Annotated in this window: 12 protein-coding genes; 5 read left to right on the forward strand and 7 right to left on the reverse strand. The window is 63.6% G+C overall.

The genetic code is table 11. The features are described 5' to 3' along the window. The first annotated feature begins 87 nt into the window (after positions 1-87). Positions 88-1692, forward strand: a complete 1605-nt coding sequence (gene nadB / locus L858_RS0104485; RefSeq protein ID WP_022681953.1) for an L-aspartate oxidase — start codon at positions 88-90, stop codon at positions 1690-1692. Here the strand turns inward: nadB and L858_RS0104490 are convergent. Then, a complete protein-coding gene (locus tag L858_RS0104490) occupies positions 1689-2525 on the reverse strand; it encodes an alpha/beta fold hydrolase (protein WP_028055813.1) in 837 nt (278 codons plus the stop codon). The genes nadB and L858_RS0104490 overlap by 4 nt on opposite strands. Positions 2526-2682: 157 nt before the next feature. On the opposite strand from L858_RS0104490, the gene L858_RS0104495 reads away from it, so the two are divergent. Further along, the gene (locus L858_RS0104495) at positions 2683-3840 is read left to right on the forward strand and encodes a serine hydrolase (RefSeq protein WP_022681955.1); all 1158 of its coding nucleotides are present in this window, start codon (positions 2683-2685) and stop codon (positions 3838-3840) included. 11 nt (positions 3841-3851) lie between these two features. Here the strand turns inward: L858_RS0104495 and metH are convergent, their stop codons facing one another. The 4 genes from metH to L858_RS0104515 all read right to left on the reverse strand — a co-directional run bounded on the left by metH (position 3852) and on the right by L858_RS0104515 (position 9510). Beyond that, positions 3852-6452, reverse strand: a complete 2601-nt coding sequence (metH, locus tag L858_RS0104500; RefSeq protein ID WP_022681956.1) for a methionine synthase — start codon at positions 6450-6452, stop codon at positions 3852-3854. A gap of 111 nt (positions 6453-6563) precedes the next feature. Continuing rightward, entirely contained in the window at positions 6564-7610 is a 1047-nt protein-coding gene (locus L858_RS0104505) for a homocysteine S-methyltransferase family protein (protein ID WP_022681957.1), read from the reverse strand. Then, entirely contained in the window at positions 7607-8542 is a 936-nt protein-coding gene (metF, locus tag L858_RS0104510; RefSeq protein WP_022681958.1) for a methylenetetrahydrofolate reductase, read from the reverse strand. Before metF ends, L858_RS0104505 begins: the two co-directional genes overlap by 4 nt. After that, the gene (locus L858_RS0104515; protein WP_022681959.1) at positions 8539-9510 is read right to left on the reverse strand and encodes an ArsR/SmtB family transcription factor; all 972 of its coding nucleotides are present in this window, start codon (positions 9508-9510) and stop codon (positions 8539-8541) included. The genes metF and L858_RS0104515 overlap by 4 nt, the downstream gene beginning before the upstream one ends. Positions 9511-9714: 204 nt before the next feature. Between L858_RS0104515 and L858_RS0104520 the strand changes: the two genes are divergently transcribed. After that, positions 9715-9942, forward strand: a complete 228-nt coding sequence (locus tag L858_RS0104520; RefSeq protein WP_022681960.1) for a hypothetical protein — start codon at positions 9715-9717, stop codon at positions 9940-9942. A gap of 167 nt (positions 9943-10109) precedes the next feature. Here the strand turns inward: L858_RS0104520 and L858_RS0104525 are convergent, their stop codons facing one another. Beyond that, positions 10110-10526 carry a glycine zipper 2TM domain-containing protein gene (locus tag L858_RS0104525; RefSeq protein WP_022681961.1) on the reverse strand — a complete coding sequence of 139 codons (417 nt, stop codon included), beginning with the start codon at positions 10524-10526 and terminating at the stop codon, positions 10110-10112. A gap of 249 nt (positions 10527-10775) precedes the next feature. Between L858_RS0104525 and L858_RS0104530 the strand changes: the two genes are divergently transcribed. Next, positions 10776-11762 (forward strand): esterase-like activity of phytase family protein, encoded by a 987-nt coding sequence (locus L858_RS0104530; protein ID WP_022681962.1) that lies wholly within the window; start codon positions 10776-10778, stop codon positions 11760-11762. Between the two features lie 64 nt (positions 11763-11826). Here L858_RS0104530 and rpmB read toward each other — a convergent pair whose 3' ends face one another. Continuing rightward, positions 11827-12120, reverse strand: coding sequence for a 50S ribosomal protein L28 (gene rpmB / locus L858_RS0104535; RefSeq protein ID WP_022681963.1), 294 nt, complete (start codon positions 12118-12120; stop codon positions 11827-11829). Positions 12121-12264: 144 nt separating this feature from the next. Here rpmB and L858_RS0104540 point away from each other — a divergent pair, with 144 nt between their 5' ends. Then, positions 12265-12486, forward strand: a complete 222-nt coding sequence (locus L858_RS0104540; protein ID WP_022681964.1) for a hypothetical protein — start codon at positions 12265-12267, stop codon at positions 12484-12486. Positions 12487-12488 lie beyond the last annotated feature (2 nt).

Genomic DNA, 12488 nt, shown 5'->3' on the forward strand with positions numbered 1-12488 from the left:
CGGTTCGGGGGGTCGAGAACGAGCGCGCAACAGTTCTCGACAAGCTCGAACCGAAGGGGATAGGAGAGGCGCCAGAAAGAGACTGCAATGCCTACCACCACCCATGACGTCGTCATCATCGGTTCCGGCGCCGCTGGGCTGACAGCCGCCATCAACCTCGCGCAGGACCGCAAGGTCGTGGTGCTCGCCAAGGGCGCGCTGGACGGCGGCTCGACCAATTGGGCGCAGGGCGGCATTGCCGCCGTACTCGACGCAGGTGACAGTTTCGAGGCTCATATCGACGACACCATGGTGGCGGGCGCTGGCCTCAACGATCGCAAGACGGTGGAATTCGTCGTGTCAGAAGCGCCCGCCGCGATCGAACGGCTGGCCAAGCTGGGCGTGCCCTTCAACGGCGGCGAGGAATTTGGCGAGCGCTGGCACCTCACCCGCGAAGGCGGTCATAGCCACCGCCGCATCGTCCATGTCGATGACGCGACCGGCCATGCGGTGCAGGTCGCCCTGCTGAAGGCCGCGCGCGCGAACCCGAATATCACCCTGCTGGAAGACATGGTGGCCATCGACCTCATTACCGGCCGGCATGGGGAAAGATATTCCGGCGACGGGCATGTCTGGGGCGTCTACGCCTTCAACAAGAAGACCAAGCATGTCGATGCGCTGCTGGGACGCGCGACGATCCTCTGCACGGGCGGCGCGGGTCGTACCTATCTCTTTTCCACCGCGCCACGGGGGGCGACGGGGGACGGAATCGCCATGGCGTGGCGCGCGGGGTGCCGCGTCTCCAACATGGAGATGAACCAGTTCCACCCGACCTGCCTCTACAATCTGGAGGTCAAGAATTTCCTGATCACGGAGGCTGTTCGCGGCGAGGGCGGTCATCTCAAACTGCCGCCGGGCGTCCCGGGCGGGGGCGAACGCTTCATGCCCCGCTTCGATCCGCGCGCCGAACTCGCGCCGCGCGATATCGTCGCCCGCGCCATCGACCATGAAATCAAGCGTCTCGGCCTCGACTATGTCCATCTCGACATCAGCCACAAGCCGCCGGAATTCGTGCGCCAGCATTTTCCGACCATCTATGCCCGGCTGCTGGACCTCGACATCGACATCACGAGGGAGCCGATCCCGGTGGTTCCGGCCCAGCATTATACCTGCGGCGGCGTGATCATCGATCTGGACGGGCGCACCGACCTGCCCGGCCTCTACGCGGCGGGTGAGGTGACCGAGAGCGGGCTGCACGGCGCGAACCGCCTCGCCTCCAACTCGCTGCTGGAATGTTTCGTCTTCGGCGAAGCAGCGGCGAAGCACATCCGCGCCAATTGGGACAGCCTGCCGCAGCCCCCCGAAATCCGGCCGTGGGACGAAAGCCGCGTCACCAACAGTGACGAGGAAGTGATCGTCCAGCATAACTGGCGGGAAATCCGCCGCTTCATGTGGGACTATGTCGGCATCGTCCGCACCACCAAGCGGCTGGAGCGGGCGCAGCATCGCGTCACCCTGCTCGCGCAGGAAGTCGATGAATATTACGGCCATTTCCGCGTGACACCGGACCTGATCGAACTGCGCAACCTGCTGGAAGTGGCGCGGCTGGTCGTTCGGTCGGCGCTGCGCCGCAAGGAAAGCCGCGGCCTGCACTATACGCTGGATTATCCCGAAATGCTGGCCGAGGCGGTGGATACCGTGCTAGCGCCTTAAGCCGCTTTCAGGAAAGCGGCGAGCGCTGCGTTGAAGCGCGTTGGCTGGTCCGCCATGATGACATGGCCACTCGGTCCGATCGCCGTCAGCTTCACACCCGTCTTGCCTGCATAGGCGGCGCGGAAGTTGCGCGTGATCGCTCCGGCCTGTGCCGCGTCGGCTCCCACCGCATAAACCACTTCCATCGGCCCTGCGATCCTTGGCACTTGTGGGCCAAGATCGATATTGGCGAGGTCGCGCAGGGCGCTGGCGATAACGTCCGGATCGCTGCCGCGCGCGCCCGGCGTGTCCGCCAAAATCTGGGGCAGATAGGCCCGCCCCGCCTTCGTGCCCGTGAGATATTGGCTGAGCTGATCGGCGAGGAAGCCCATCCCCTGCGCGGTGCCACCGACCATGGCGGCGCCTTCGGGCAGCATGTCGACCACCATCAACCGGCCGGCCAGCCCCTTGAGCGCCAGCATCATCGCCAACGTGCCACCCATGGAATGGCCGACGATCGCAGGACGAACGAGGCCGGCCGTCCTGATGTAGCGGGCAATCTCCTCAGCCAACGGCTCAACCAGCGGACCGCTCGCATTGGCCTCAGCGGCAAGCCCCGCAAAGCCACGGACATGCACCAGGTGCCAGCGGTAGCCGGGGATTGCCTGCACCACGCCGTTCCACAGGCCCGGGCCGCTGGCCAGTCCCGCGATCAGCACTACGTCCCGCCCTTTGCCACGCGTGGTCACCGCAATCCGCCGCGAGGCAAAGGGCGCTCCGGTGGCTGGCGCGGCGAGGCAGCCAGCCAGCAGGAAAGCAGCGCCAGAGTGTAAGACAGTGCGTCTGTTGATCATCCGGTTCATCTATCCTGCTTGCAACCTGACTGCTGAACCGAAAATGAGCCGAAGCGTTCAGACTCCTTACATCGCATTTGTGGAATCGTTCGTCGCATGAATCTTGTCTCAGCTGGAACCCAAAGCGCCTATGGCGGAGGAGAGTGCGGGGTAATCGATGAAATTTTCAAAGGATGGGCGCGGCGGGCGTCCGAAGGGTAGCGGCAATGGGGGTTCGACGCGCCTCATTGTGCTGATGGCAGCGCTTTCGGCTTGTGTGAGCGCCCCCGAACAGCCGCAGGCGCGGGTGCAGCAACGGCCCCAGCCGACGACGTCGACCTATCCGATCAAGCCGGTCGCCAATCCGCCCAAGCCCTTCCAGGCATTGAATGTCGATCAGCGCGAAACCCCGCCCCCTGCTTTGGTGTCGGTCATCCGCAATCTTGGCCAGAGCTTCAATGGCAAGGTCGGCATCGCCGTGCGCCGGGTCGGCAGCGACTGGACGGTGGCGTGGAACGGCACTTCGCTGTTCCCGCAGCAGAGCGTATCCAAGCTCTGGGTCTCTATGGCATTCCTCGACGCGGTCGACCGGGGCAAGATCCGTCTCACCGACACGACGACGATCACGCGCAAGGACCTGACGCTGTTCCACCAGCCGACAGCCGCTCTGGTCGGCAGCAGCGGCTGGACCACCAGCTACTCCGACCTCATGCGCCGGGCGATGACGCAAAGCGACAACACCGCCAACGACACGCTGCTGCGCGCCGTCGGCGGCCCTGACGCGGTGCGCAGCTATCTGGCGCGGCGTTATATCAAGGACATCCGCTTCGGCCCTGGCGAGCGGCTGTTGCAATCCGCCGCGGCGGGGCTCGACTGGCGGCAGGATTATTCGATCGGCCGCAATTTCTACGCCGCGCGTGAACGGCTGCCGATGTCGGTGCGGGTCAAGGCCCTCGACAATTATCTCGCCAGCCCGCCCGACGGCGCCGCGCCCTCCTCCATCGTGGAGGCGCTCGCCAAGCTCAAGGAAGGAGACATGCTCTCCTCCGCCTCGGCGCAGCTGCTCATGTCGATCATGAGCGAAGCCAAGACCGGGCCGCAGCGGATCAAGGGCGGCGTGCCGGCAGGCTGGCATTATCTGCACAAGACCGGAACCGGCCAGATACTGGGCGCGCGATCGACCGGGTTCAACGATGTCGGCATCATGACCGCTCCGGACGGCACCAGCTATGCGGTCGCGGTGATGATCGGCAGCACGACCGAGTCCATCCCTTCGCGCTGGCAGCTGATGCAGGCGGTGGCGAAGGCCGTCGCGGCCAACCACGAGAAGCGGTAGCCCGCCTTGATTCAATCCAGATTGGGCCGCAACCAGCGCTCCGCCGTCTCCAGGTTCACCCCGCGCCGCGCTGCATAATCCTCCAGCTGGTCGCGCCCGACGCGCGCCACGCCGAAATATTCAGCCTGCGGGTGCCCGAAATAGAAGCCGCTGACCGCCGCCGTCGGCAGCATCGCGAAGCTTTCCGTCAGCGTGATGCCGGTCGCATGATGCGCGTCGAGCATGTCGAACAGCAGCGGCTTCAGACTATGCTCAGGGCAGGCCGGATAACCCGGCGCGGGACGGATGCCGCGATATTGCTCCCTGATCAGCGCTTCGTTGGTCAACTGCTCGCCTTCGGCATAACCCCAAAGCGCCGTCCGCACATAATGGTGCAGCCGCTCGGCAAAGGCTTCCGCCAGACGATCGGCCAGTGCTTTCAACAGGATATCCGAATAATCATCTATCGCATTCTTGAACCGGGCCAGATGCGGCTCGATGCCATGGAGTGACACAGCGAAGCCGCCCATCCAGTCACCATCGTGGCTGATGAAGTCGGCCAGGCACATATTTGCCCGCCCTTCCCGCTTAGCGATCTGCTGGCGGAGCATCGGCAGGGTGACGTGCTTTTCATCCTCAACATGGACGATGATGTCGTCGCCCTCCCGGCGGCACGGCCACAACCCCGCTACCCCGCGCGCGGTCAGCCACTTTTCGTCGATGATACGGTCGAGCATCGCCTGCGCATCCTTGAACAGGCTGGCCGCGCTTTCGCCGACCACCTCATCCTCAAGGATGGCGGGGTAATTGCCCGCCAGTTCCCACGCACGGAAGAAGGGCGTCCAGTCGATATATTGGCGCAGATCGCTCAAGTCCCAATCCGGGAAGCGATGGACCCCCGGAAGGCGCGGCCTGCCCGGCTTCAGGCTCTCATCGATCTCAAAGGCGTTGGCGCGCGCTTCCTCAATGGAAAGCAGCTTGCTCTGGCCCTTGCCCTCGCGCGCTGCGCGGACATGGGCATAATCGTCCTTCGTCTTCTGCACGAAGTCCGTCTTTTGCGTCTCCGACACCAGCGCCGTCGCCACGCCGACCGCGCGGCTGGCGTCCAGCACATGCACCACCGGCCCTTCGAACACCGGATCGATGCGCAATGCGGTATGCACCTTGGAGGTCGTTGCCCCCCCGATCAGCAGCGGCATCGTCATGCTGGCGCGCTGCATCTCGGCCGCCACCGTCACCATCTCGTCCAGCGAAGGGGTGATGAGGCCACTGAGGCCGATCATGTCGGCATCATGATCGTTCGCAGCCTTGATGATGTCCTGCCAGGGCACCATCACGCCCATGTCCACGACCTCGAAGCCGTTGCACTGGAGCACGACGCCGACGATATTCTTGCCGATGTCATGGACGTCGCCCTTGACGGTGGCCATGATGATCTTGCCCTTGCCCTTTGCGCCGGGTTCCTTGGCGGCCTCGATGAAGGGCAGCAGATGCGCGACCGCCTTCTTCATGACGCGGGCGGATTTGACGACCTGCGGCAGGAACATCTTGCCCGCGCCGAACAGGTCGCCCACGACATTCATGCCGTCCATCAGCGGGCCTTCGATGACCTGAATGGGCTTCTCGGCGGCGAGGCGGGCTTCCTCGGTGTCCTCGACCACATACATGTCGATGCCCTTGACCAGCGCATGTTCCAGCCGCTTGGCGACGGGCCAGCCGCGCCATTCCTGCGCCGCCTTTTCGGATGCGGCATCCTTGCCTTTATAACTCTCCGCCAGCGCGACGAGGCGGTCGCCCGCTTCGGGATCGCTGTTCAGCAAGACATCCTCGCATGCCTTGCGCAGCGCGGGATCGATGGCGTCGTAAACGTCGAGCTGCCCCGCATTGACGATCGCCATGTCGAGTCCCGCCGGAATTGCGTGGTAGAGGAACACGCTATGCATTGCCCGCCGCACCGGCTCATTGCCGCGGAAGGAGAAGCTGAAGTTCGAAAGCCCGCCCGAAATATGGACATGCGGGCAGCGCGCCTTGATCTCCCGACATGCCTCGATGAAGTCGACGCCGTAATTATTATGTTCCTCGATTCCGGTCGCCACCGCGAAGATGTTGGGATCGAAGATGATGTCTTCAGGCGGAAAGCCGATGCCGACCAGCAGCTTGTAGGCGCGCTCGCAAATCTCGACCTTGCGGTCCTTGGTGTCCGCCTGCCCCGTCTCGTCGAAGGCCATGACGACCACCGCCGCGCCATAGGCCATGCACAGCCTGGCATGATGCAGGAAAGCCTCCTCGCCCTCCTTCATGCTGATCGAATTGACGACCGGCTTCCCGCTGACGCACTTCAGCCCCGCCTCGATCACCTCCCATTTGGAACTGTCGATCATCACCGGCACGCGGCTGATGTCGGGCTCGGAGGTCATGAGCTTGAGAAAGGTCGTCATCGCCTCCACGGCGTCGAGCAGCCCTTCGTCCATGTTGACGTCGACGATCTGCGCGCCATTCTCCACCTGATCGCGGGCGATGTCGATGGCGGCGGCATAGTCGCCTGCCATGATCAGCTTCTTGAACTTGGCCGATCCAGTGACGTTGGTGCGCTCACCAATGTTGACAAAAGTGGCGGTGGAGGTCTGGGTCATTTTTCTCTTCCGTCATTCCCGCGAAGGCGGGAATCCATCTCCCTAACCTTGCGTCCAGGCTTTCACGCCCGAGATGGATCCCCGCCTTCGCGGGGATGACGATGCAATAGTCTAAGCCGCGATATGCATGGGCTCCAGCCCCGCCAACCGCGTCACCACCGGCAGTTCCGGCACGATCCGTGGGCGATGCCCCGCCAGCGCCTTCGCCACCGCGCCGATATGCGCAGGCGTCGTGCCGCAGCAGCCTCCGACCATATTCACCAGCCCCTCATCCACCCACTGGCGAATGAGCGAAGCGGTCGTCTCCGGCAACTCATCATATTGCCCCAGTTCATTGGGCAGCCCCGCATTGGGATAGGCAAGGATCAGCGTATCGGCATTCTTCGCCAGTTCGGAGAGATAGGGCCGAAGCAAATCCGCGCCGAAAGCGCAGTTCACCCCGATGGTCAGGGGTTTAAGATGCCGCAGCGAATACCAGAAGGCGTTGATCGTATGCCCCGACAGATTGCGCCCCGACATGTCCGTAATCGTGAAGCTCAGCATCAGCGGCACCGGCCGCCCCGCCGCCGCCTCGGCCTCGCGCGCGGCCATGCCCGCCGCCTTGGCGTTCAGCGTGTCGAAGCAGGTTTCCACCAGCAGGAAGTCCACCCCACCCTCGATCAGCGCGTCGCACTGCTCGCGATAGTCGGCCTTGAGCGTATCATAATCGACCTCGCGGTAGGCTGGGTCATTGACGTCAGGCGAGATCGACAGCGTCTTGTTGGTCGGGCCGATCGACCCTGCCACGAAACGCGGGCGACCGTCCTTCGCCGTCGCCGCTTCGCACGCCCGCCGGGCAATATGCGCCGCCGCAATGTTGATGTCGCGCACCAGATGCTCGCAGCCATAATCCGCCATGGCGATCTTGGTGGATGAGAAGGTGTTCGTCTCGATCATGTCCGCGCCCGCGTCGAGATAGGCGGCGTGGATGGCTTCGACGATGTCCGGCCGCGTCAGGCACAGCAGGTCGTTATTGCCCTTCTGGTCCTTCGCCAGATCGAGCGACCCGCGATAATCCGCCTCGGTCAGCCCATGTTTCTGGATCGACGTGCCGTAGCCGCCGTCGAAAATCATGATCTTTTCCGCCGCAACCGCGCGGAAACGTGCCTCGGCGCTCATGCTGTCTTCTCCGATTGAGCGGGCCTCAAGCCCAGCAAGTGGCAGATCGCATAGCTCAGCTCCGCCCGGTTGAGCGTATAGAAATGAAAGTCGCGCACGCCGCCGGCATACAGCTTGCGGCACAGTTCCGCCGCCAGCGTCGCGGACACCAGCTGCCGCGCGGCCGGCAGGTCGTCCAGCCCCTCGAACAGCTTGCCCATCCAGCCCGGCACGTCGGTGTTGCACATAGCCGACATGCGCTGGACCGCCGCGAAATTGCTGACCGGCATGATGCCCGGAATGATCTCCGCATCGATCCCTGCCGCCGCCACCGTATCGCGGAACCTGAAGAAAGTGTCGGGCTCGAAGAAGAATTGCGTGATCGCCCGGGTCGCGCCCGCGTCCAGCTTGCGCTTCAGATTATCAATGTCGCTCTGCGCGCTCACAGCGTCTGGATGCGTCTCCGGATAGGCCGCGACCGAAATCTCGAACGGATGCCGCTTACGCAGCCCTTCGACCAGTTCCGCCGCGCCCTTGTAACCTTCCGGATGCGGCTCGAACTTGCATCCCGCTTCCGGCGGATCGCCGCGCAGCGCGACAATGTGGCGCACGCCCGCTTCCCAATAGGCGTCGACCACCTCGTCAATCTCGCCCTTGCTCGCCGCCACGCAGGTCAGATGCGCGGCAGCCGCGAGCGGCGTTTCCTTCGCGATGCGCGCCACGGTGTTGTGCGTGCGCTCGCGCGTCGATCCGCCCGCGCCATAAGTCACCGATACGAACTTGGGCGCCAGCGGCGTCAGCGTCTGGATCGCGGACCAGAGCTGCTCCTCCATCTTCTCCGTCTTGGGCGGGAAGAATTCGAAGCTGACGTTCAGGTCGCCCGCCAGGTCGGCATAGAGCGGCGCATCCAGAGCGCGCCGGGCCTCTTCGACGGAGGAAAAGGAAAGTGTCATGCGGAAAGTCGTTCCTCTTGTCGCAGCACGCGCGCACCCCGGCGGCGTCCCAGCCATAATTGCACCGTCAGTTCCTGTCCGGGCAGCAACTCCACCCGCTCCAGTTCCAGGCCCGCCGCAGCGAACCAGCTTTCGATCTGATCATCGGAAAAACCGAGCCGCGCATGCTGGTCGCGCAGCCTCAGTTCTTCCCGTTCATGCGCCGCGAAATCAGCGATCAACACGCGCCCGCCCGCCGTGGTGACGCGCGCCGCTTCGACGATCACGGCCTCGGGCGCCTGCGCATAGTGCAAAACCTGATGCAGCACCACCGTGTCGACGCTGCCTCGCTCCAGCGGCAAAGCACCAAAGTCGCCCAGCACCAGCGCATATTTGTCGCCGGCATCCTCTGGCAGCTTGGCGCGAGCGAGGCGAAGCATGTCGGGACTGCGGTCAAGCGCCGTCACCTGCTCCGCCGAGGGCCCGAACAGTTCGATCATCCGGCCGGTACCCGTCCCGATATCCAGCAGATGGCCGATCGGCTCCGCACCCAGCAGCGCCGTCATCGCGCCCTCCACCTCCCGCTCGGGCACATGGAGCGAACGGATGGCATCCCACTCCTCGGCATGTTCAGCGAAATAGCTTTCTGCCGCCTCCGCCCGATCAGCGCGTACGGCGGCCAGACGGGCAAGATCGGCCTTTTGCCATAAATCCTCGCTTTCGGAAGGGACAAGCTGATCGAAAAGGGCCCAGAAAGGCAGGATTTCCGCCTTCTTTCCCAATCGCAGAAAGACCCAATTGCCCTCCTTCCGCCGCTCGACCAGATCAGCTTCGGCCAGGATCCGGACGTGGCGGGAGACGCGCGGCTGACTTTGCCCCACGACCTGTGCGATCTCGCCCACCGCCAATTCCATCGCCCGCAGCAGATAGATGATGCGCAGCCGTGTCGGGTCGCCCAAGGCCCGGAAAATGTCGAGTGCAGCGCTCATGACGCCTCATATAAAGAAATCTTTATATGCGTCAACGATGCTCTTGTGCGTCCGGCCGCTTGCCCATGCTACCAAGGCGGAAAAGGAATGGGATTGCCATGAGTCGCCCGAAGCATTACGAATCGGGGCGCGGACGCAATGGGGGGTGAACGTTTCTCCGAGAGTGGTCTGCATGTTTTTTTATTCTCTGAGAGGGGTTTGCCCATGACCAAGTCGATTGCTCTTTCGTTCGTTCTCGCCGCGTCGCTCGGCCTGGCCGCTTGCTCGGGTCATGCCGACAACGCCGCCAACGCTTCGGCCAATGCAGCCGAGAATGCTTCGAACGCTGCCGACAACGCCATGAACGCTGCCGTCAACGCCGCTGACAATGCCGGTAACGCTGCTGAGAACGCGTCGAACGTTGCAAGCAACGCCGCTGCGAACGCGATGTAATTCCCTTCTCGGGAATGTGGATGGGGCCGCGCCGGTGACGGAGCGGCCCCTTTCTTTTGCGCGCTGACCTTTTGTGAGGCGCAGTCGTTGCAGATCCTATCCGCAGGGCAACGAAAAAGGGCCGCCCATGGGACGGCCCTTCTCCCGTATTCAACCGCCGAGACGGCTCAGCAATCGCGATCGATCGCCCGGCCGGCCAGCGCACCAACGCCCGCGCCGATGATAGCGCCGGTAGTGCCATCACCGCGACGCCCGTAGCGGCCGCTGCCCTTGCCGACTTCGTTACCGAGCAGGCCGCCGGCGATCGCGCCGATGATCGTGCCGCCCGTGCCGTTATCCCGGCAGCGGTAACCGCCGCGATATCCACGATAGCCGCGATAGCCGCGATCCCGATAATAGCCGCGGTCGCGATAGTAGCCGTCACGATAGCCGCCATAGTAGCGGTCGCCGCCGCGGTAATAATCGCCGCGCTCATAATGGCGGCCCCAGCCGTCGCGGGCCATGGCCGGCGTCGCAGTGGCAGCCAGTGAAGCAGCACCCATTGCCAGCGCCGCCCCCAGGTTGATCAGAAATTTGGTCTTCATGGCGTTGCTCCTCAAAATCGTGGCGATCCAGACCGGGTCCTCTGAGGTAGGCCTGTTATCGATTGAGCCCTTTTTGCCTGATTCGCATTGAGCCGAGGCTGAATGGGCATGTCAGCGACCGTTCAGCTAGAAAACGACCTATGGACCACTCTCCACTGGCGGGAGCGGTTGCAAGATGGGGTTCGAAAGACCGCCGGGCAAGCGCTTCTCTGCTGGCCCGGCGCGAATAATCGCTTATGGCAGAAGGCGATGCGTCGAATCCTGATCGTCCTGCTGCTCGCGATCCTGCTGTTGCCGGCGCCCCACAAGACCAAACCCGAACTATTCGGCCCCGGGCCGCTGCTGGTGACAGCGACGCGGCTTCCGCTCAGTTCCGCCGACCCGAAGCTGTCGCGCGTAGGGCAGCTGACATATCTCGACGGTTGGCAGCTCAGCAGCAGTCATCGCGGCTTTGGCGGCATTTCATCCCTGCTCGCCGCCAGCAACGGCCAGATATTGGCGCTCAGCGATTCCGGGACGCTGATGGGATTTCATGTAGGAAAAGGCCAGCCGAGCCGTCATCCGTTCATCGCGCCGCTGCCGATCCGCCCACAGGACAAGGAGAAGCCCTGGTGGGCGTGGGATTCAGAAGCGATGGCCTATGACCCGGTCAGCGACCGCTATTGGGTTGGCTTTGAGTTGCAGCAGATGATTTGCCGCTATTCAAACAGCTTCGCACGGGTTGAAGCATGCCGCGTCTGGCCGGAGATCGAGGCCTGGCCGCTCACCGGCTCTGTGGAGGCGCTGGCACGTCTGCCCGATGGGCGTTTTCTGGCGCTGGCGGAGATGGGCATGACGGAGGACGGCAGCCATGACGCGCTGCTGTTCGACGGCGACCCGACGGAGCGTGGAACGCCGGCCCCCATGCATCTACGCTATGTCCCGCCGCGCGGCTACCGGCCGACCGATGCGGTGGCGCTCGACCAGCGGCATGTGCTCGTCCTCAACCGGCGCCTGACCTTGCAGGAGTTGTTCACCGCGACCCTTGCCATCATCGAGCTGCCCGAACATCCGCGAGCCAACGACCGGCTGGAAGCACGGACCTTGGCCCGGCTAGCGCCGCCGCTCCAGGCGGACAATTTCGAAGGGCTGGCGGTCACGCGGGAACAGGGACGGCCAGTCGTCTGGATGGCCTCGGACGACAATCACGAATTTTTTCAGCGCACGCTACTGCTGAAGTTCGCGCTGGGCCTATAGTAGCGAACGCAAAAAAGCGGCCTGTCGCCAGGCCGCTCCTCATGCCGAAACGAATCGATGCGAATCAGGCCGCCGCGGCAGCCTTCTTCTTCACGATGTCGCGCTTCAGACGGCGCGCCTTGAGCGACAGCTTCTCGTCGTTGGTCTTCAGCAGCCAGTTGTCCAAGCCGCCATTATGCTCGACCGAACGCAGACCATGGGTCGAAACGCGCAGCTTCACCGTGGTTTCCAGCGCTTCAGAGATCAGCGACACGTTCTGCAGGTTGGGCAGGAACACGCGCTTGGTCTTGTTATTGGCGTGGGAAACATTGTGACCCACCTGGCGGCCCTTGCCGGTCAGCTCGCAAATGCGCGACATAGTCAATCAACCTTGTAATTCGGGTTCGTTCGGAAAGCCGCGCCGATAACGGGATTCCCGGCAGGCGTCAACCCGCTCCCGTTCCGCAGCCGCAACCCTTTGCAAGCTCTGCGCGTTCGGTCCCTTATCGCACAGGAGGCTGAAATGCGACTCATTGGAGGTTTGTTGCTGATCATATTGCTGGTGCTGGCGGGCGGCATCGTCACCGGCTTCATCCAGTTGCAGCAGACGCAGGAGGCCCGTCTGCCCAAGATCGCGGTGCAGGGCGGCACCCTGCCCAAATATGAGGCGAGCGTCGCGAAAGTAGAGGTCGGTTCGCGCAACGAAACAGTCGAACTGCCGACGGTGGACGTGAAAAAGCCCTGATC

It is taken from the genome of Sphingobium bisphenolivorans, from assembly GCF_000412635.1.
GTDB lineage: Bacteria > Pseudomonadota > Alphaproteobacteria > Sphingomonadales > Sphingomonadaceae > Sphingobium > Sphingobium bisphenolivorans.

What these genes read in the sequence shown, in the direction of transcription:
- nadB (WP_022681953.1), top strand. Translation starts at nt 88, where the DNA reads ATGCCTACCACCACCCATGACGTCGTCATCATCGGTTCCGGCGCCGCT.
- L858_RS0104490 (WP_028055813.1), bottom strand. Translation starts at nt 2,525, where the DNA reads ATGATCAACAGACGCACTGTCTTACACTCTGGCGCTGCTTTCCTGCTG.
- L858_RS0104495 (WP_022681955.1), top strand. Translation starts at nt 2,683, where the DNA reads ATGAAATTTTCAAAGGATGGGCGCGGCGGGCGTCCGAAGGGTAGCGGC.
- metH (WP_022681956.1), bottom strand. Translation starts at nt 6,452, where the DNA reads ATGACCCAGACCTCCACCGCCACTTTTGTCAACATTGGTGAGCGCACC.
- L858_RS0104505 (WP_022681957.1), bottom strand. Translation starts at nt 7,610, where the DNA reads ATGAGCGCCGAGGCACGTTTCCGCGCGGTTGCGGCGGAAAAGATCATG.
- metF (WP_022681958.1), bottom strand. Translation starts at nt 8,542, where the DNA reads ATGACACTTTCCTTTTCCTCCGTCGAAGAGGCCCGGCGCGCTCTGGAT.
- L858_RS0104515 (WP_022681959.1), bottom strand. Translation starts at nt 9,510, where the DNA reads ATGAGCGCTGCACTCGACATTTTCCGGGCCTTGGGCGACCCGACACGG.
- L858_RS0104520 (WP_022681960.1), top strand. Translation starts at nt 9,715, where the DNA reads ATGACCAAGTCGATTGCTCTTTCGTTCGTTCTCGCCGCGTCGCTCGGC.
- L858_RS0104525 (WP_022681961.1), bottom strand. Translation starts at nt 10,526, where the DNA reads ATGAAGACCAAATTTCTGATCAACCTGGGGGCGGCGCTGGCAATGGGT.
- L858_RS0104530 (WP_022681962.1), top strand. Translation starts at nt 10,776, where the DNA reads ATGCGTCGAATCCTGATCGTCCTGCTGCTCGCGATCCTGCTGTTGCCG.
- rpmB (WP_022681963.1), bottom strand. Translation starts at nt 12,120, where the DNA reads ATGTCGCGCATTTGCGAGCTGACCGGCAAGGGCCGCCAGGTGGGTCAC.
- L858_RS0104540 (WP_022681964.1), top strand. Translation starts at nt 12,265, where the DNA reads ATGCGACTCATTGGAGGTTTGTTGCTGATCATATTGCTGGTGCTGGCG.